This is a genomic window from Eggerthella sp. 1_3_56FAA (assembly GCF_000185625.1).
GTDB lineage: Bacteria > Actinomycetota > Coriobacteriia > Coriobacteriales > Eggerthellaceae > Eggerthella > Eggerthella lenta.
On the sequence record NZ_GL622579.1, the window covers coordinates 760,695 to 777,138 of the forward strand.

The 16,444-nt window shown below is 65.4% G+C and carries 16 protein-coding genes; 6 read left to right on the plus strand and 10 right to left on the minus strand.

What is annotated here, in order from left to right:
* From HMPREF1023_RS03320 to thyX, 8 genes are all read right to left on the minus strand, one after another.
* The coding region (locus tag HMPREF1023_RS03320) for an amino acid ABC transporter permease (RefSeq protein ID WP_009304733.1) at window positions 1-973 on the minus strand (973 nt) is incomplete at its 3' end.
* On the minus strand, window positions 966-1,790 hold the full coding sequence (locus tag HMPREF1023_RS03325; protein WP_009608904.1) for a transporter substrate-binding domain-containing protein: 825 nt from the start codon (window positions 1,788-1,790) through the stop codon (window positions 966-968). The genes HMPREF1023_RS03325 and HMPREF1023_RS03320, both read right to left, overlap by 8 nt.
* 8 nt (window positions 1,791-1,798) lie before the next feature.
* Window positions 1,799-2,530 (minus strand): amino acid ABC transporter ATP-binding protein, encoded by a 732-nt coding sequence (locus HMPREF1023_RS03330; protein WP_009304735.1) that lies wholly within the window; start codon window positions 2,528-2,530, stop codon window positions 1,799-1,801.
* Window positions 2,531-2,711: 181 nt separating this feature from the next.
* Window positions 2,712-3,686 carry a CPBP family intramembrane glutamic endopeptidase gene (locus tag HMPREF1023_RS03335; RefSeq protein ID WP_009304736.1) on the minus strand — a complete coding sequence of 325 codons (975 nt, stop codon included), beginning with the start codon at window positions 3,684-3,686 and terminating at the stop codon, window positions 2,712-2,714.
* A 41-nt stretch (window positions 3,687-3,727) separates the two neighbouring features.
* Complete coding sequence (locus HMPREF1023_RS03340) at window positions 3,728-4,900, minus strand: ABC transporter permease (protein WP_009304737.1); 1,173 nt, start codon at window positions 4,898-4,900, stop codon at window positions 3,728-3,730.
* The gene (locus tag HMPREF1023_RS03345; protein WP_009304738.1) at window positions 4,897-5,673 is read right to left on the minus strand and encodes an ABC transporter ATP-binding protein; all 777 of its coding nucleotides are present in this window, start codon (window positions 5,671-5,673) and stop codon (window positions 4,897-4,899) included. Before HMPREF1023_RS03345 ends, HMPREF1023_RS03340 begins: the two co-directional genes overlap by 4 nt.
* 99 nt (window positions 5,674-5,772) lie before the next feature.
* On the minus strand, window positions 5,773-7,179 hold the full coding sequence (locus HMPREF1023_RS03350) for a DUF1385 domain-containing protein (protein ID WP_009304739.1): 1,407 nt from the start codon (window positions 7,177-7,179) through the stop codon (window positions 5,773-5,775).
* Between the two features lies 1 nt (window position 7,180).
* Window positions 7,181-7,861, minus strand: coding sequence for an FAD-dependent thymidylate synthase (thyX, locus tag HMPREF1023_RS03355; protein ID WP_009304741.1), 681 nt, complete (start codon window positions 7,859-7,861; stop codon window positions 7,181-7,183).
* A 113-nt stretch (window positions 7,862-7,974) separates the two neighbouring features.
* Here thyX and HMPREF1023_RS03360 point away from each other — a divergent pair, with 113 nt between their 5' ends.
* A complete protein-coding gene (locus HMPREF1023_RS03360) occupies window positions 7,975-8,883 on the plus strand; it encodes a class I SAM-dependent methyltransferase (protein WP_009304743.1) in 909 nt (302 codons plus the stop codon).
* 90 nt (window positions 8,884-8,973) lie between these two features.
* Here HMPREF1023_RS03360 and HMPREF1023_RS03365 read toward each other — a convergent pair whose 3' ends face one another.
* Both HMPREF1023_RS03365 and HMPREF1023_RS03370 read right to left on the minus strand, forming a co-directional pair.
* Window positions 8,974-9,684 (minus strand): flavin reductase, encoded by a 711-nt coding sequence (locus tag HMPREF1023_RS03365; protein ID WP_009304745.1) that lies wholly within the window; start codon window positions 9,682-9,684, stop codon window positions 8,974-8,976.
* 202 nt (window positions 9,685-9,886) lie between these two features.
* Window positions 9,887-10,759 (minus strand): hypothetical protein, encoded by an 873-nt coding sequence (locus HMPREF1023_RS03370; RefSeq protein WP_009608838.1) that lies wholly within the window; start codon window positions 10,757-10,759, stop codon window positions 9,887-9,889.
* Between the two features lie 112 nt (window positions 10,760-10,871).
* Here HMPREF1023_RS03370 and HMPREF1023_RS03375 point away from each other — a divergent pair, with 112 nt between their 5' ends.
* The 5 genes from HMPREF1023_RS03375 (at window position 10,872) to HMPREF1023_RS03395 (ending at window position 16,435) form a co-directional block, all read left to right on the plus strand.
* The gene (locus HMPREF1023_RS03375; RefSeq protein ID WP_009304747.1) at window positions 10,872-11,705 is read left to right on the plus strand and encodes a DUF364 domain-containing protein; all 834 of its coding nucleotides are present in this window, start codon (window positions 10,872-10,874) and stop codon (window positions 11,703-11,705) included.
* A 345-nt stretch (window positions 11,706-12,050) separates the two neighbouring features.
* On the plus strand, window positions 12,051-13,169 hold the full coding sequence (locus HMPREF1023_RS03380; RefSeq protein ID WP_009304748.1) for an iron ABC transporter permease: 1,119 nt from the start codon (window positions 12,051-12,053) through the stop codon (window positions 13,167-13,169).
* Window positions 13,166-13,948, plus strand: a complete 783-nt coding sequence (locus tag HMPREF1023_RS03385) for an ABC transporter ATP-binding protein (RefSeq protein WP_009304749.1) — start codon at window positions 13,166-13,168, stop codon at window positions 13,946-13,948. The genes HMPREF1023_RS03380 and HMPREF1023_RS03385 overlap by 4 nt, the downstream gene beginning before the upstream one ends.
* A gap of 35 nt (window positions 13,949-13,983) precedes the next feature.
* A complete protein-coding gene (locus HMPREF1023_RS03390; RefSeq protein WP_009304750.1) occupies window positions 13,984-15,132 on the plus strand; it encodes an ABC transporter substrate-binding protein in 1,149 nt (382 codons plus the stop codon).
* 88 nt (window positions 15,133-15,220) lie between these two features.
* A complete protein-coding gene (locus tag HMPREF1023_RS03395; protein WP_021410513.1) occupies window positions 15,221-16,435 on the plus strand; it encodes a molybdopterin molybdotransferase MoeA in 1,215 nt (404 codons plus the stop codon).
* Window positions 16,436-16,444: the final 9 nt, after the last annotated feature.

The window sequence follows — 16,444 nt, forward strand, 5'->3', positions numbered from 1 at the left end:
TCTCCTGGGCGATCTCGCGCCCGATCTCGTCGGCGATCTCGGCCGCCTGGTTGCCGGTGAACGTCTGGTCGTACGGGTCCTCCGGCGCCACGCCCGGCTCCAGCGCGTCCTCGGCAAGCGCGTGCAGCGGATGGCGCGGCGAGGGCGCCACGCGCGCCGGGGCGATGTCCACGGTGCCGTACATGGTCTGCACGCCGCCCGCCATCGTGTCGGCCGCCGCGCGCCCGGTGATGTCGTGCGTGCCCGGCGTGACCTCCATCGTGTCCTCGGCCAACGCCTCGGTGGCGTCGCCGGTGGCCAGATGCCTATGCGAGCGCGTGCGATGCTCCAGGTACAGAGCCAGACGCGACAGCGGGAAGCAGATGGCGAAGTACAGCAGCGCCGCCACCACGTACACCGGCCCGTAGTAGCTCGTCGCGCCCGCGAACGAGTTCGAGAAGTACATGAGCTCGCCGCCCGCGATGAGCGCGAGCACCGACGTGTTCTTCACCAGGTTGGCCGCCTGCACGGCAAGCGGCGGCATGATGATGCGGATGGCCTGGGGCAGGATGATCACGAACATCGACTGCCAGTACGAGAAGCCCTGGCTCTTCGCCGCCTCGAACTGCCCGCGGTGGATGGAGCCGATGCCGCTGCGCACCACCTCGGAGATGTAGCCGCCGTGGTAGATGCCGATGGCCAGGACCCCGATCCAGAACGCGGCCAGCGACAGGCCCAGCAGCGGGAAGATGGCGTAGAACACGAATACCTGCAGAAGCAGCGGCACGTTCTGCACCACTTCCACGTACACGCGGGTGATGCCGCGCAGCACGGGGATGCGCGACACCGACAGCACGCCGAACACGATGCCCAGCGCCAGCGCGATGACCAGCGCGAGCACCGAGATGCCGACGGTGGTGCCGAACGCCATGAGGATGTCGGGCCAGCGCTCGAACAGCGCCTCCCACTTGTAGGGGGCGAAGATGTCAAGCATGCGCCTCGCCTCCCTCTTCCTCGCCGGCAGGCGTCTCGGTCGAGAGCCCCCACCGCTCTTGCAGCGCCGTCAGCGTGCCGTCGTCGGCCATAGCGCCGATGGCGGCGTCCACCTGGTCGGCAAGCTCGGTGTTCGACTTCTTCGTGGCCACGCCGTACTCCTGGGGCGCGAACTGCGCGTCCAGCAGCATGGTGGAGTCGTCCACGTAGCCATTCAGGATGGAGCGGTCCACCGAGAACGCGTCCACGCGGCCGGTGACCAGCGCGATCTTGATCTCCGGATACGTCGAGTACTCGGCGAAGCTCATGTGGATGCCGATCTCGTCGCCGGCGGCGGTCAGCTTGTCGCGCGTCGTGGCCGACAGCGCCACGCCCACGGTCTTTCCGTCGAGGTCTTTGAGATCGACGATACCCGAGGACTTCTTCACCAGCACGCCGATGTGATCGGTGTAGTACGGGCGCGAGAAGTTGTAGCTCTTCTTGCGCGCCTCGGTGATGGTGAACGTGGCCAGCGTGGCATCGAGCGTGCCGTTGTCCAGCATCGCGCCGCGCGTGGTGACGTTCACGCCGGTCACCCGCAGCGCGTCGGGGCTGCCCTTGATGCGCTTCGCCAGCTCGCGCGCGATGTCCACTTCCATGCCCTCGATGTTGCCCGTCTCGGGATTCTGGAAGCCGAAGCCGGGCACGTCGATCTTCGTGCCCACGCGCAGCACGTCTGCGCCGCCGGCGCAACCGGCGAGGCCGCCCGTCGCCCCGCCCAGCACGAGTGTCGACGCAACCAGCGCCGAGGAGCGTATGAACGTTCTTCTCGTGATCATGGCCGCGCCTACAGGATCTTCGACAGGAAGCTCTTGACGCGAGCGTTGTCGGTCTCGTCGAACAAGTAATGGGGCGTGCCCTGGTCTACCACCAGGCCGTTCTCCATGAATACGACCTTGTCGGCCGCCTCGCGCGCCAGACCCATCTCGTGAGTGACCATGACGATGGTCATGTTCGTCTCGGCCAGCGACTTGATGACGTCGAGCACCTCCTGCACCATCTCGGGATCGAGCGCGCTCGTGGGCTCGTCCAGCAGCATGATCTTGGGATGCATGTTGAGGGCGCGGGCGATGGCCACGCGCTGCTGCTGCCCGCCGGAGAGCTGGTCGGGGTACTTGTCCACCTTGTCGGAAAGCCCCACGCGCTCCAGATAGGCGCGCCCGTCGCGCTCGGCCTGCTCGCGCGGCACCTTCAGCACCTTGATGGGTGCCAGCGTCACGTTCTCGAGCACGGTCTTGTGCGGGTAGAGGTTGTAGCTTTGGAACACCATGGCCACGTCGCGAGCCAGCGCACGGGCGTTCACCTTGCGGTCCGACAGGTTCATGCCTTCGACCACCACCGTGCCCGAATCGGGCACCTCAAGACCGTTGATGCAACGGATGAGCACGCTTTTGCCCGAGCCGGACGGCCCGATGACGACGACTTTCTCTCCATCGGCCACATCGAGCGAAACGCCTTTAAGCGCCTCGACCGCGCCGAAGTTCTTGCGAATGTCCGTAACCGTGATCGCTTGAGCCACGCTTGACGCCTCCCGTAAAGGTTCCAGGCCGCGATCTTCGAGGGGCGCCGCGGTCGACTGACAGTGACAACATGCATCGTTCAGTCTAGCATGCGCCCCATCATCCCAGATGGCAGGAAGGTTACGGGAGCTTGACGATAGCGGAATCGGTCGCGTTCCATACGAAACCGGTCCGCGCCTCCTATCGAATCGCGGGAGCCTCCTCGTCCTGCCCGACCGCCGCCGGGCTCTGCGGCGCATTCGCGTGGTCGCCGAAGAAACGATACTCGGACGTGCGGTAATAGAAAAGGGTGAACGCCATGACGGACACGGCGGCAACGGTGGTGAGCACGCCGCCCTCGATGCCGAAACCGCCCCCGTTGAGCAGGTTTCCAACCGGGTAGGCGCTCACCAGGAACGCGGGAACATCCAAGCCGCTCACCGGCATGCCGTACACGACCGACTGGAACAGGTTCCAAGCGATATGGAACCCTATGCACATCCATACATTGCCCGACTTGTAGTACATGAGGGAAAGGGCGATCCCAAGCAATACGATGTTGACGACCGAGAGCAAGGTGACGTTCGGATTGGTGAGATGGATCAACCCGAAGATCAGCGACGGCACGACGATCACCAGGAACCTGCTGTTCGTCCTCCGCAAAACCGACATGATGAACCCGCGATTCATGACCTCTTCGGCGATGCCCACCGCAACGAACACGAGCACCCAGGCGAAAAGCGAGAGAGAAAACGGCGAATTGACCCCCTCGACTACCACGTTGCCGGCGGCGAGCAGCAGCAGGAAGATGGCGCTGCACGCCGCGAAACCCAGCGCCATCCCGACAACGCCGTCTTTCTTGAACCGGGCGCGAAAATCACGGAGGCCGAGGTCTTCCCAACGATACCTCATGATCCTCCACGCAGCCAAGGGGACGGCCAGCATGATGCCCTCCGTCAAGAACTGCAGGGCAACGGGCAGCACCGATGCGCTCATCCAATCGACGAGCGCATCGTATGACGCAGCATCGAGGCTGGCGGCATCAAGAATCATGCGCAAAGCATCGATGAGCAGGGCGGAGAACGCATAGCCGAGAGCGTAGAACGCGGCCATGCACAGCGCGATGATCCATCCGGATCGCACCATGCCATGCTTGTTCTTGAAAATCATCTTCATGACCAACCTTCTTTCTTCGATAGCGCGCGAGCGGCGCCGGCCTAGCGCGCGAACATGAGGCGCTCGCTGTCGAACATGCGCTGCAGCGCAAGCACGCCGACGCCGGCGTACGCGAGGTTGGCGATCACGCAGACTGCCACGTTGAGGGGCTGGAAATCGAACGAGAAGATGCCGATCATGCACTGCACCGAGTTGTACAGCGGAACGAGGTAGTACGCAACCTCGGCCTTCGCGTCGCCGAACATGCCGAGGACGCCCACGAGCATCACCACGATCATGAGCGGCGTCAGGAACATGGTGGCCTCTTTGACCGATTTCGCCAGCGTGGACACCACGGTGATCAGCGCGACGATGACGAGCGTCGTCGACAGGATGACCAGCGCCAGCAACACGTATTCGACCGGGCCGTACACGTTGATGTCGACCGAGCCCTGCATGATGCCGGGCAGCCCCGAGAAGATGCCGATGGCGCTGGACGCCGCGATGAGCAGGCCGATGACGGTGATGGCCAGCACCTTGCCCAGCGCGATATCGCGCCTCTTGATGGGCGTGGCCAGGAGCGTGGCCATGGTGCCGCGCTCCTTCTCGCCCGCCACCGACTCGGCCGCGATGGACATGACGCTGCTGAACACGAGGATGAGCAGCAGAAGCGGCACGATGGACACCACGAGCATGCCCGCGACGTCGCGCTCCTCGGCTACGTCGTAGCCGGCTCCACCCGCGTTGACGTCGAAGCGGTTCGACAGCGACGACTCGTACGCGTCCAGCATCCCTGCGAACGTCGAGCGCGCTTGGCTGGAATCGGGGTCGGTGGAGTTGAAGTAGATCTCCACCTGCGGCGCCGGCACGCCCGACGCGGGGTCGTACGCCGCCACGGCTTCGTCGAAGCCCTCCGGAAACACCGCGAACGCTTTGACGTCGCCTTGCTCGATGCGTTCGCGCATCTCATCGGCGCCGGGCAGCGAAGGCTCGTCCCGCATGTCGACGATCGAATCCGCCGCAAGCGCTTTCACGCTTTCGGGCGCGTTCACCACAGCCACCGCCGGAGGCTTGCTCATATCGGGCTTGAACATGCCGCCCATCGCATCGCCCATGAACGTCCACATGAGGAAGATGAGCAGGCCCGGCAGCACGATGGACGCGAGCGCCGAAGCCTTGTTGCTGAAGAAGCGCGCCAGTTCCTTGCGCGCGATGGCCCACGCGTTGCCTTTCACGATGCCTCCTTCACGCTCGCCGCGTACAGGTCGAAGAACGCGTCTTCCAACGAGCGCTCCCCCGCCACCTCCGACAGCGTTCCCGAGGCCGCCATGCGCCCGTCGATGACGACGCCCACGCGGTCGCACACCTTCTCCACCAGGCTGAAGATGTGGGTGGACAAGAGCACCGTCCTACCGTCGGCCGCCAGTTCCAGCAAGAAGTCGGTCACCGTCTTGGCCGTGAGCACGTCCAGGCCGTTCGTCGGCTCGTCGAAGATGATGACGCGCGGATCGTGCACGAGCGAGATGGCCAGCGACGCCTTCTGCTTCATGCCGGTGGACAGGTCGGCCACCTTCGTCTGCGCGAAACGGTCGATGCCGAAGCGCGCGAACAGCTGGCGCTTGCGCTCGTCGCGCACGGGCGCGTCGACATGGTGCAGCTCGGAGAAGAAGTCGAACAGGTAGTCGGGCGAGAAGACGTCTTCCAGCTTGAGCTCGCTCGTGAGAAAGCCGATGAGGCTGCGCACGCCCGCGGGATCGTCCACGACGGAGACGCCCTCGATCAGCGCGTCGCCCTCGTCAGGCTTCACGAGCGCGGCCAACATGCGCAGCGTCGTGGTCTTGCCGGCGCCGTTCGGGCCGAGCAGCCCGTATATCTCGCCCGGCGCCACGTCGAACGACAAGCCGTCCACCGCGGTCTTCACGCGCGCATCGGTGCGTTCGAGCTTGCGCTGCTTGGCCGAGAGCTTGAAAGACTTCCGCAGGCCTCGTGCGGATATGGCATATTCCATCGGCTCACCTCTTTGAGTCGGATAGGGAACGGTTTTGCATGAGTATAACAGCGAGGGGGGGGGGCAAGCGTTTTCCGCCCGCACCCCCGATCGAGCGCTCTACGCGGTCGCCGTCGCCGGCTCGTCGGCGTTATCGGGCGCGCCGGCTGCTGCCTTCTCGCCAGCCTCTTCGGCCTCCTCGCGCTCGAGCACCTTCTGCATGGCGGCGATGGCGCACTCGATCTGGCCGTCGTCGGGCTCGTTCGTGGTGAGGTACTGCATCTGCATGCCGGGCCACAGCACCACCTTCACCAGCGGGTTGTCGGGGTTGCTGCCCGCCCACTTCACCGTGATCTCATAGGAGATGCCGGCGATGACGGGCATCAGCAGGATGCGCACGAGGATGACCAGCGCCAGCTTCGGCGCGCCGTCCGGCACGCCCCACAGCTCGATGAGCCCGTTGATGGGCGTCACCGTGTACACGAAGATGGCGATGACCATGACCATGATGAGGAACGCCGTGCCGCAGCGCACGTGCAGGCGCGGGAAGCTGCGCGCGTTCTCGGGCGTGAGCGGCAGGCCGTGCTCGTAGCAGTGGATGGTCTTGTGCTCGGCGCCGTGGTAGCCGAACATGCGCTTGATCTCCTGCATGCGCCCGATCAGCCACAGGTAGAACACGAACACGCCCACGCGAAGCAGGCCGTCCACGATGTTCCACAGCACGGTGTTCTGGTCGTACTCGCCCACGATGAGGTTCGTGATGAACGCCGGCGCCACGATGAACAGCACCACGCCCAGCACGAGGCCCAGCACCATCGACACGGCCATCTCTTTCTTGCCGAACTCCACCTCCTCGTCCATGAAGGACTTCTTGGCGGGTTCGGGCTGAGACTGGGACTCGGGAGAGGATTCCGGCTCGGAAACCACCTCGAGGGAACGCTGCGCCCCCAACGCATCGATCATCGTATCCGGCCGCCCGAAATCCTCCTTCCAGGAGAAAGCCCTCTCCTCCTCCCCTTCTCCAGCGAGAACGGGTTCGAGGCGCGCATCGTCGCCGCCGTCAGCGTCGGCGTCGGCAGAAGATTCGATGCCATCGCCGAGGGGGCGGGAGGGGTCTGAGGCGAGTTCCGCACGAGCCGAACAGTCCAGCGGACTGTTAGTGCGAGCAGGACTGTCCGAGCTGCAGACCCCTCCCGCCTCCTCGGCCGCCGCAGGTTCGTCTTCCCCCTCTTCCGCGAACGCATGCAGCGCCGCGATCTCGAGCGCCTTGTAGCCCAGCACGAGCGACTCCAGCATAGCTCGGCATCCGCGCACGAGCGGCCAGTACATCCAACCGTTCTTCTTGCGCCCCGAGGCCAGGTCATGCTCTTCCACGTAGATGCCGCCGTCGGGCTCCCGCACGGCCACCGACCAGTTGTACTTGCCGCGCATCATGATGCCCTCGATGAGCGCCTGGCCGCCTACGTGCGTCTTCAGCGCACCGTCCTCGGAGAACGCCCGCGACAGGTCGCTCTTCTGCTCGGCCATGCTAGGCCCTTTTCACGCGCGGGTACGGGTTCCCGCAGGTCATCTTGCCTTCGGGACAGTTGCCGCGGATGCAGGGCGCGCCCGCGTCCATGAAGACGAACGGCGCCGTGGGCTTCGCCAGCTCCAGCATGCGGTGCGCCATCTCGCGGATCTCCCACTGCGCGCGGTTGCAGCAGCGCAAGCTGAAGAAATGCAGCAGCTCGCGCACGTTCATCGTGATAACGATCTTCGTCTCAGCCGCGTTCGGCAGCAGGTAGCGCGCGTCCTCGGCGGGAACGCCCGCGGCCAGCAGCTTCTCGTACGCCTCGATGGCGGCCGCGATAGCCTCGTCGAACACCGCGTTCGTCTCCTCGTTCGCGGCAACGCTTTCAGGCTTCACAGTGGCCAGGCCGTCGGTGAACTTCACGTAGCGCTGGCTCTGCTGGTTGAAGCTGGCGATGCGGTGGCGCACCAGCTGGTGCGTAAGGGCACGCGAGACGCCGTCCACCGCGAACGTGTAGCTGGCGTGCTCGAGCGTGGACGTATGGCCCGCGCTCATGATGGTGGACAGCACGCTTTTCACGCGCTCCTCCGGCATGGCCTCCATCAGCTCGGCCGCGCCGACGGGCGCGTAGCACAGGCGCGCCGCCGTGGCGATCGCGCGCTCGGGGTCGGGCGTGTGGTACAGCAGTTCGACTTGCATAAGATGAATGCTCCTCGTTTCGGGATAAATTCGGCGGATCGCGCGCACAGAGGCGTTTCATTTCGCTAGTATAGTACCTAAAAGCCCGCAACCATCAAAGCGAGAGGCGCGCCATGCCCGAAAACAACACGTCCGAGTCCTTTGTCAACCCGCTGACCGCCCGCGATTGGAACGAGGAGTGGAAGCGGCTCCAGCAGGCACGACGCCGCTTCGACGACGCGAGCTACTGGGACAAGCGGTCGGCCACGTTCACCACGAAGGACGCGCCGAACCCTTACGTCGAGCGGTTCCTCGAGCTAGCCGGCATCCGCGAGGGCGAGACGGTGTTCGACATGGGCTGCGGCACAGGCGCGCTGTCGGTGCCGTTGGGCAAACGGGGCCACAAGGTGGTGGCCGCCGATTTCTCGCAGGGCATGCTCGGCCAGCTGCAGGAAGCGCTCGACCGCGAGGGCGTGCGCACGGTGTTCCCCAAGCAGATGAGCTGGGCCGACGATTGGCCCAGCCTCGGCGTGCGCCCGGGCATGGTAGATGTGGCGCTCGCCTCGCGCTCCGTCGCGACCGCCGATCTGCGCGATTCGCTGCTGCGCCTCACCGACGTGGCGCGCCGCCGCGTATGCGTCACGCTGGCCACCGGCTCGTCGCCGCGCACCGACGAGCGCATCCTCAACGCCATGGGCCTTTCCAGCGTGCTCGGCCGCGACTACCTCTATGCGTTCAACATCCTGGCGAACGAGGGACTGCGCCCCGAGGTTTCCTACATCGACAGCGAGCGCACCGACACGTTCGACTCGCTCGACGATGCCTACGACGCGTTCGCGCGCATGGCGGACGATGCCGTGGGCGCGACCGTCGGAGCCGAAGAGCGCGCGGAGGCGTTCGGTCGCCTGCGCTGCTGGCTGGAAGAGAACCTCGTGCCGAACGAGCGCGCCGGGCAGCCCGACAAGAAGGGGCTTCCGGAGAAGTCCCTGCGCCTGCGCGAGCCCCGAACGGTCACCTGGGCGTTCATCGCTTGGAACAAGTAGAGCGCGTCCCGAACGGCCGATCGCCGTTCGGGACGCGCTCCGACACAGAAAGGTGGCATAGAAAGAGGCGGTCCCCTTTATACCGCCCTTTTATGCCGTTCGCGCGCCTTGCAGCTCGATGCGCTCGAACATGTCGGGACCCACGCTGCACACGGGGCAGGTGAAGTCATCGGGCAGCTCGTCGCCGTATTCGATGTGGCCGCACACCTTGCAGCGCCAGGCGTACTTGGGCTTCGGAGCCTCCGCGTCGCCCTCGCCGGCCGCTGCCGCGGCTGCCGGCGCCGCATCGGGCGCGTCGGGCAGGTAGCTCGATGCCTTCGGCGGCGTCTTGCCGCCCTTGACCAGGTGGTAGTAGGCGTACGTCATCGGATCGCCCGCACACAGCTTCTCGGCTTCCTCCACCTCGCCGATGTAGAGGATGTGCGTGCCCAGGTTCACCGCCTGCACAACGCGCACCGAGAAGCGCGCCACGCACTGCTCGGCCACGAACGGCACGCCCGCCGCGTCGACGCCCGTCTCGCAAGAGGCGAACTTGTCCAGGTCGGTGCTGCAACGGAAGCCGAACGTGCCGATGAGCTCCATCGTGGCGTCCTGCGCCAGGCACGACACGGTGAAGCGGCCGGAGTCGAGAATGACGTCCGTGGTGGCGTTCTCCTTGTTCAGCGCCACGCTTACTTGCAACGGCGACGACGTGACCTGCTGGAACGTGTTAGCGACGCAGGCGGCGCGACGTTCGCCGTCCGTCGCGCCGACGATGTAGAGCCCGTAGCTCAAGCTGAAGAACGCGGTCTGATCGATCATGCGGACACCTTTCCCTCTTCTCGTTTTCTTCTATTTTAATGATAATCATTCTCATTAAGGAAAGCAAGGGTCGAATTGGCCGCATGGTCGAACGCACCGGACGCACAGTAGCCGAACGCCAACAAGCGAGCGGCGCATTGTCGCCCGAAAACACGGAATCGCAGGACGAAGCGTGTTTTTCGAACGACAACGAGCACGGATCTCAGCCGGAAAGGCCGAACGAAGCCCGCACGAGACCGCGCGCGTCGTCGCCCGGCGAAAGCATGCGCGACCCATCCCAGGCGCCGGCGAAGCGCTCCTCCGCCCTCGGGCACAGCCAATCACGCACCACAACGAGCGCATGGGGGAACCGCGCCGAGGGCCCGCGCTCCAGAAGCGCCACCGCAGAAACGAGCCCGCCGTCGCGCATGAGTTCGAGCCGCCCCAGCTCGTCGACCACGAGCAAACCGCCCTCCGCACCGACGGTAACGGAGCCCTCCGCGTCGGGTTCGTCCGCCGGAACGACGATGCGCGAACCTCCCGTACTTGGATCGGCCGGGGTCTCGCCCGCCTCCGCTCCAGATGTTTCACGTGAAACATATGTTTGCGCGAACGAATGTTTCACGTGAAACATTCCCGCCGCCGGATCGACGGGGAGGGGCGCGTAGCCCCGGGAGCCCGCTTCTCCCGGCAAAGCCGGCGCTCCCGCGGGAACCGCAGCCAGCTCGGCCGCGATGCGATCGAAGTGCGCGTTCACCCGCGCGATAGCCTCGTCCGCGATCTCCCAGGCCAGCTGGGCGGAGGCGCTCTGGCTTGTCGGATCGAACGATCCCTCGGCCAGCGCCAGGTCTCGCCGCCGCGCGAACGGCACGCGCTCGCCGCCGGGCAGCAGCACGTTGTCGATGCCGAGCTTCTCGAAGCGACCCTCGCCAGCCAGCCCCCGTTCGCCCGGAACCTCGTGCGGCTCCCGCACGCGCCACACGCCAGGTGCCAGCACGCCCGCAACCTGCACGCCGTCACCCGACAGCTCGGCGGCAAGGCGCTCAAGCCAGCGCGTCTTGCCGATTTGCACGTCGCCCGTCAACAAGAACAGCATCGCAGCGCCAGCCCCTTCCCGGTTGTTTATTCTTGAACGTATATTATACTCTACCGCATATTGAAGAATGGCGGCGCGACGGAACACGCCGCCTCGAGGAGAGAAGGCTGCCATGAAACGCTCCGAGAACGAAGCCGTCCGCCGCCCCGACACGCGCGACGACGCAACGCCGTGGAAGCTCTACAACCGCCTGATCGAGGGCATTCCGGAAGATATCGCCGTACGCGATTATTGTCTGGGAACGCACTGGTCCTACGTCGAGGCCGATTGCGGTATGGGCGTGAGCTTCACCTGCAAAGGCGGAGCCCGGCGCGCGTGCAAGCAGGATCTGCGCGGCACGGGGCTGCGCGAGATGGCGGAGCTGGCGAAGTCGTGGTGCTTCGAGGAAGCCACGCTGGGAGTGGCGGCGCTCAACGCCTACTACGCGCGCAAGGAGCTGCTCGACCCGTTGGGAGCAACCTACGACGAACCCATCGAACTGCCCGACGGCACCGTCCGCAAGACGGACGCTTTCGAGCTGTACCGCCCGCGTATCGAAGCGTCCGAGCGCAAGAACGTCACGGTGGTCGGGCACTTCCCGCACGTCGACCGCATCGCCGAGTACGCGAACCTCACCGTGCTCGAACGCAACTGCTCGCAGGAGCTCGACACGCCCGACCCCGCGTGCGAGTACGTGCTGCCCGATACCGACTTCGCTTTCATAACCGGCGTCACCATCATCAACAAGACCGCGCCGCGCCTGCTCGAACTCGCGCGCAATGCGACCACCGTGCTTGTAGGCCCGAGCGTGATCATGTCGTCGGTCCTGTTCGAGCAGGGAGCCGACGCGCTCGCCGGCAGCGTGGTGGCCGATCCGGAGAAGGCCCGTTTCGCAATCAAGAACGGTACCGGCCAGTTCTTCGGCGAGGCTTTGCAGATGACCATGATCGAACGCGACCGAGCCTAGCCCCTCCTACCCCCGCTCGCAAACCGTACAGATGTTTCACGTGAAACATCTGTACGAGAGCGTTACCGCCCGCGTCGACGCGCGCCCGCATTCTCCGGTCGACCCGCCGTGCGACCCACCGGAACCGGCATGCGCCCCGCCCGCGCGCCAGGCTATCGCCCGCCCCTCGCAAGCTTCAAACGCCCTTCCCGCCTCGCGCCGCGACTCGCCAAGCGCCCCTTCCCGCCTCATACCGTCTTTATATTATGCTCAATTGATAATAATTGCGTTTTAGTATATATTGATTTAAATATTATTCTCATTTACGAATGTTAAAGGACGAGGGCAATAGAAGCTGTTGAAGACATGCTGGAGGATGGGGACGGTGCTTCCGGCGCTATGAGCGCCGGAAGCACCGAGGGGCCGGCCCCTCGGCCGCGCGACGACAAGGCGGCGGCTCAATGCGCTTCCCGCCGAAGCGCGCGGCATGGCACGCTCATCCTAGTCGCGCTCGGCGCGCTCGTCCTGGCGAGCACGCTGGCCTCGCTCATGCTGGGCCGCTACCCCATCACCCCGATCGAGGCTGTCGGCATGCTGGCCAACCTGGCGCTCCCCATCGACTCGTTCTGGACCTCCCAGCAAGAGACGCTGTTCTTCCAGGTGCGTCTGCCGCGCATCGCGCTCGCGCTCATGGTGGGCTGCAGCCTGGCTACTGCCGGCGCCGCCTACCAGGGCACGTTCCAGAACCCGCTCGTCTCCCCCGATATCCTCGGAGCTTCGCAGGGCGCGGCGTTCGGCGCCGCAGTGGCCATCCTGCTGGGACTCGGCTCGCTCGGCATCTCGCTGTTCGCGTTCGCCTGCTCCATCGCCGCCGTGCTGCTGGTGCTGGCCGTCGGCACGCGCGCCAAGGGCAACCATCTGCTCATCGTGGTGCTGGCCGGCGTCATGGTCAGCTCGCTGTTCCAGGCGGGCGTGTCGTTCACCAAGCTCATCGCCGACCCTACCGACCAGCTGGCCGCCATCACCTACTGGCTCATGGGCAGTCTGACCGGCGCCAAATGGAGCGACATGGCTTTCGCGCTGCCTCCCATCGCAATCGGTCTCGCGGCGCTGTTCGCCTTGCGCTGGCGCATCAACGTGCTCACCATGGGCGACGACGAAGCCTCCACCATGGGCGTGAACGCCCGCCGCGTGCGGCTCATCGTCATCTTGGCCGCCACCCTCGTCACCGCCGCCAGCGTGTCAATCTCGGGCATGATCGGCTGGGTAGGCCTCGTCATCCCCCACTTCGCGCGCATGATCGTCGGCTGCGACTACCGCAAGCTGCTGCCCGCCAGCATGCTCATGGGCGCCAGCTTCCTGCTCATCGTCGACGACGTGGCGCGCCTCGTGGCCAGCTCCGAGATACCCATCGGCATCCTGACCGCGTTCGTGGGAGCGCCGTTCTTCCTGTACCTCATCACGAGGAGGAAGCAGGGGCTATGAGCATCGATGTCGAGCACCTCAGCTTCTCGTACGGCAGCCACCATGTGCTGCGCGACCTGAGCTTCCGCATCCCCGACAACACGCTGGTGAACGTGCTGGGGCCCAACGGCGTAGGCAAATCGACCCTGTTCCGATGCATCCTGTGCCTCAACAACGGCTGGACGGGCAGCATCCGCGTGAACGGGAAGGACCTGCGCTCGATCTCCATCCGCGAGCGCGCGAGCGAGGTCGCCTACATCCCTCAATCGCATTCGTCCACTTACGCCTACGACGTGCTCGACGTGGTGCTGATGAGCGCGGGCGGCGGGATAGGTTTGTTCTCCACGCCGAAGCGCATGCACGTCGACCGGGCGTGGGATGCGCTCGAGCGCGTGGGCATCGCCCATCTGGGTCATCGCCCCTACACGCAGATATCGGGCGGAGAGCGCCAGCTGGTCCTCATCGCGCGCGCCATCGCGCAGAACGCCCGCACCATCATCATGGACGAGCCTACGAGCGCGCTCGATTACGGCAACACCGTGCGCGTACTGTCCACCGTGCGCCAGCTCGCGCGCGAAGGCATGAGCATAGTCCAATCGACCCACCAGCCCGATCAGGCGTTTCTTTACGCCGACCAAACGCTCGTCATCAACGACGGACGCGTGCACGCCTTCGGAAGCCCCAAAGACGTCATTACCAAAGAGCTGGTCAGCACCATCTACGACGTGGACGTGGAGGTCAATTCCCTATACGGCGACAAGGTGCGCGTGTGCGTGCCCGTACGCGAGATAGAGCGATAAACGCAAGGCAACGAAGTCGAAGAAAGGAAGATTCTATGGGAGGGATTACCGCAAGGAGCATGCTCTGGGCGAAACGCCTGCTGGTCGTAGGCGCGCTATGTCTGGGACTGGCGTTCGCGCTGAACGGATGCTCGCAGGCTCCGTCGCAGAACGCACCCGAAAGCGCCGACGGCGCCGCGCAAACCGATCAGGCGGCGCAGAACGAGACGCGCACGTTCACCGACTCGGCCGGACGCACGGTGGAAGTGCCCGCGAAGATCGACCGCATCGCGCCGGCGGGCCACACCGCCACGCAGGTCCTGCTTACGATGGCACCGGACAAGCTGGTGACGATCTCGACGGAGCTCACGGCCGACCAGGCGAAGTACCTGGGAGGCGACTACGCCAACCTGCCCGTGACAGGAGCCGCGTTCGGAGCGAAAGGCGACCTCAACAAGGAGGCCGTCGCCGCATCCGGTGCGCAGATCCTCATCGACACCGGCGAGATCAAAGACGGCATGAAAGAGGACCTCGACACGATGCAGCAGCAGCTGGGCATCCCCGTGGTGGTCATCGAGACGAAGATGGAGGACTACGGCGCAGCCTACGAGAAGCTCGGCGAGCTGTTGGGCATGGAGGATCGCGGCAAGGAGCTGTCCGACTACTGCAAGGCCGCCTACGACGAGACCGTATCCGTCATGAGCAAGATTCCCGAGGGCGACCGCGCGAAGGTGGCGTACCTGCTCGGCGACAAGGGGACGAACACCATCGCGAAGAACTCCTACCAGGGCCAGGTGATCGACCTCGTGGCCGACAACGTCGCCGACCTGGGCAAGGTGTCCGGCAGCGGCGCCGGCGTCGAGATCGGCATGGAACAGCTGGCTATCTGGGATCCTGCGGTCATCCTGTTCGGCCCGGACAGCATCTACGACACGGTGGGCTCCGATGCGGCCTTCGCCGACCTGTCCGCCATCAAGAACGGCTCCTACTACAAGGTGCCCGGCACGCCGTGGAACTGGCTGAACAGCCCGCCGACGGTGAACCAGGTGCTGGGCATGCAGTGGCTGCCGCGCCTGCTGTACCCCGAGCAGTACGACAACGACCTGTACAAGACGGTCGCAGGCTACTTCAAGACGTTCTACGGCTACGACCTGAGCGAGTCCGAGTTCAACGAGATCGCCGCGAACGCCCGTCCCAAAGCATAGGGCATCGCATCGATCGCACGTCCACGGAAAGCCCGGCGCGCCGGGCTTTCCTGCTATGATCAACGAAAAACGGTACGAGGAGATGCATATGGGAGAGAAGATCATGGACGGTTTCCCGTCGCGCGAAGAGGCGCTGGCCGACTTCTTCGCAGCATGGGAGCCGGCGAGGAGCGTCGAGTACGTGGCGCTCGACGACGCGGTGGGACGCGTGCTCGCCTGCGACCTGGCGTCGACGAACACGCTGCCGGTGGTGCGCGCCTCGTCGTTCGACGGTATCGCGGTGAAGTCGGCAGCGTTCGCGAACGGCATGCCCGACACGAGCAGCTGGAAGCCCGGCGTGGATTACGTGCGCGCCGACACCGGAGACGACTTCCCCGACGCGTTCGACGCCGTGGTGATGATCGAGAAGGCGGTCGTTCGGGAGGACGGATCGGTAACGTTCGACGACGACGTGACTGTCGAGCCCGGTTCGGGCGTGCGGCCCGCCGGCTCCACGCTGCGCGCGGGCGAGCCGCTCATGAGCGCCGGCAGCATTATCCGACCCACCGACCTGGCCGCTCTCGCCATGGGCGGCGCCACGATGGTGCCCGTGCGCGTCAAACCGCGCGTGGCGTTCATTCCCACGGGCAGCGAGCTCGTACCCGCAGGCATCAAGCCCCGACGAGGTCAAAACGTGGACACGAACAGCCTCATGTGCAAGCACCTCCTCATCGAGTACGGTGCCGAACCCGTGGTGTTCCCCCTCGTGCACGACGATCCCGTCGAGCTCGAACGCGCCTTCGAGGCGGCGCTCGCCACCGCCGACGTCGTGGTGGTCAACGGGGGATCGGCCCTCGGCGAGGAGGATTTCAACGTGAAGCTGGTCGAACGCCGCGGGCAGGTGGTGCACCATTACATCGCCGCCGTGCCGGGACGGCCGCTCATGCTGGCCGTAGCCGACGGCAAACCGGTCGTCGATCTGCCCGGCCCCACCATGGCCGCCTACTTCGGCTCCGAATGGTGCCTGCAAGCGATCACGGCGCGCATCCTGGGAATTCCGCTGCGCCGCCGCCCCGTCGTGCAGGCGCGGGCGGATGCCGCGAAGACGAGCATCCCCAAGATGGCGAACATAGCCCGCGTACACGTGACGCGCGACGACGAGGGCTACGCGGCGCACTTCCTCGATTTCAAAGCCGGGGAGCTGGCCGCGTGCATGACGTCGAACGCGCAGCGCGTCTCGCCCCTCGGCGAAGCGGGATGGGCCGAAGGCGACCTTTTGGACGTGGAGTTGCTGCGCGGCGAGGAGTTCGTCGATCAAGGCTAGGGCGCGCCT

Bases quoted from the DNA above. Each gene is read 5' to 3' on its own strand.
- HMPREF1023_RS03325 (WP_009608904.1), bottom strand. From the start codon at position 1,790: ATGATCACGAGAAGAACGTTCATACGCTCCTCGGCGCTGGTTGCGTCG.
- HMPREF1023_RS03335 (WP_009304736.1), bottom strand. From the start codon at position 3,686: ATGAAGATGATTTTCAAGAACAAGCATGGCATGGTGCGATCCGGATGG.
- HMPREF1023_RS03345 (WP_009304738.1), bottom strand. From the start codon at position 5,673: ATGGAATATGCCATATCCGCACGAGGCCTGCGGAAGTCTTTCAAGCTC.
- HMPREF1023_RS03350 (WP_009304739.1), bottom strand. From the start codon at position 7,179: ATGGCCGAGCAGAAGAGCGACCTGTCGCGGGCGTTCTCCGAGGACGGT.
- thyX (WP_009304741.1), bottom strand. From the start codon at position 7,861: ATGCAAGTCGAACTGCTGTACCACACGCCCGACCCCGAGCGCGCGATC.
- HMPREF1023_RS03360 (WP_009304743.1), top strand. From the start codon at position 7,975: ATGCCCGAAAACAACACGTCCGAGTCCTTTGTCAACCCGCTGACCGCC.
- HMPREF1023_RS03365 (WP_009304745.1), bottom strand. From the start codon at position 9,684: ATGATCGATCAGACCGCGTTCTTCAGCTTGAGCTACGGGCTCTACATC.
- HMPREF1023_RS03370 (WP_009608838.1), bottom strand. From the start codon at position 10,759: ATGCTGTTCTTGTTGACGGGCGACGTGCAAATCGGCAAGACGCGCTGG.
- HMPREF1023_RS03375 (WP_009304747.1), top strand. From the start codon at position 10,872: ATGAAACGCTCCGAGAACGAAGCCGTCCGCCGCCCCGACACGCGCGAC.
- HMPREF1023_RS03380 (WP_009304748.1), top strand. From the start codon at position 12,051: ATGCTGGAGGATGGGGACGGTGCTTCCGGCGCTATGAGCGCCGGAAGC.
- HMPREF1023_RS03385 (WP_009304749.1), top strand. From the start codon at position 13,166: ATGAGCATCGATGTCGAGCACCTCAGCTTCTCGTACGGCAGCCACCAT.
- HMPREF1023_RS03390 (WP_009304750.1), top strand. From the start codon at position 13,984: ATGGGAGGGATTACCGCAAGGAGCATGCTCTGGGCGAAACGCCTGCTG.
- HMPREF1023_RS03395 (WP_021410513.1), top strand. From the start codon at position 15,221: ATGGGAGAGAAGATCATGGACGGTTTCCCGTCGCGCGAAGAGGCGCTG.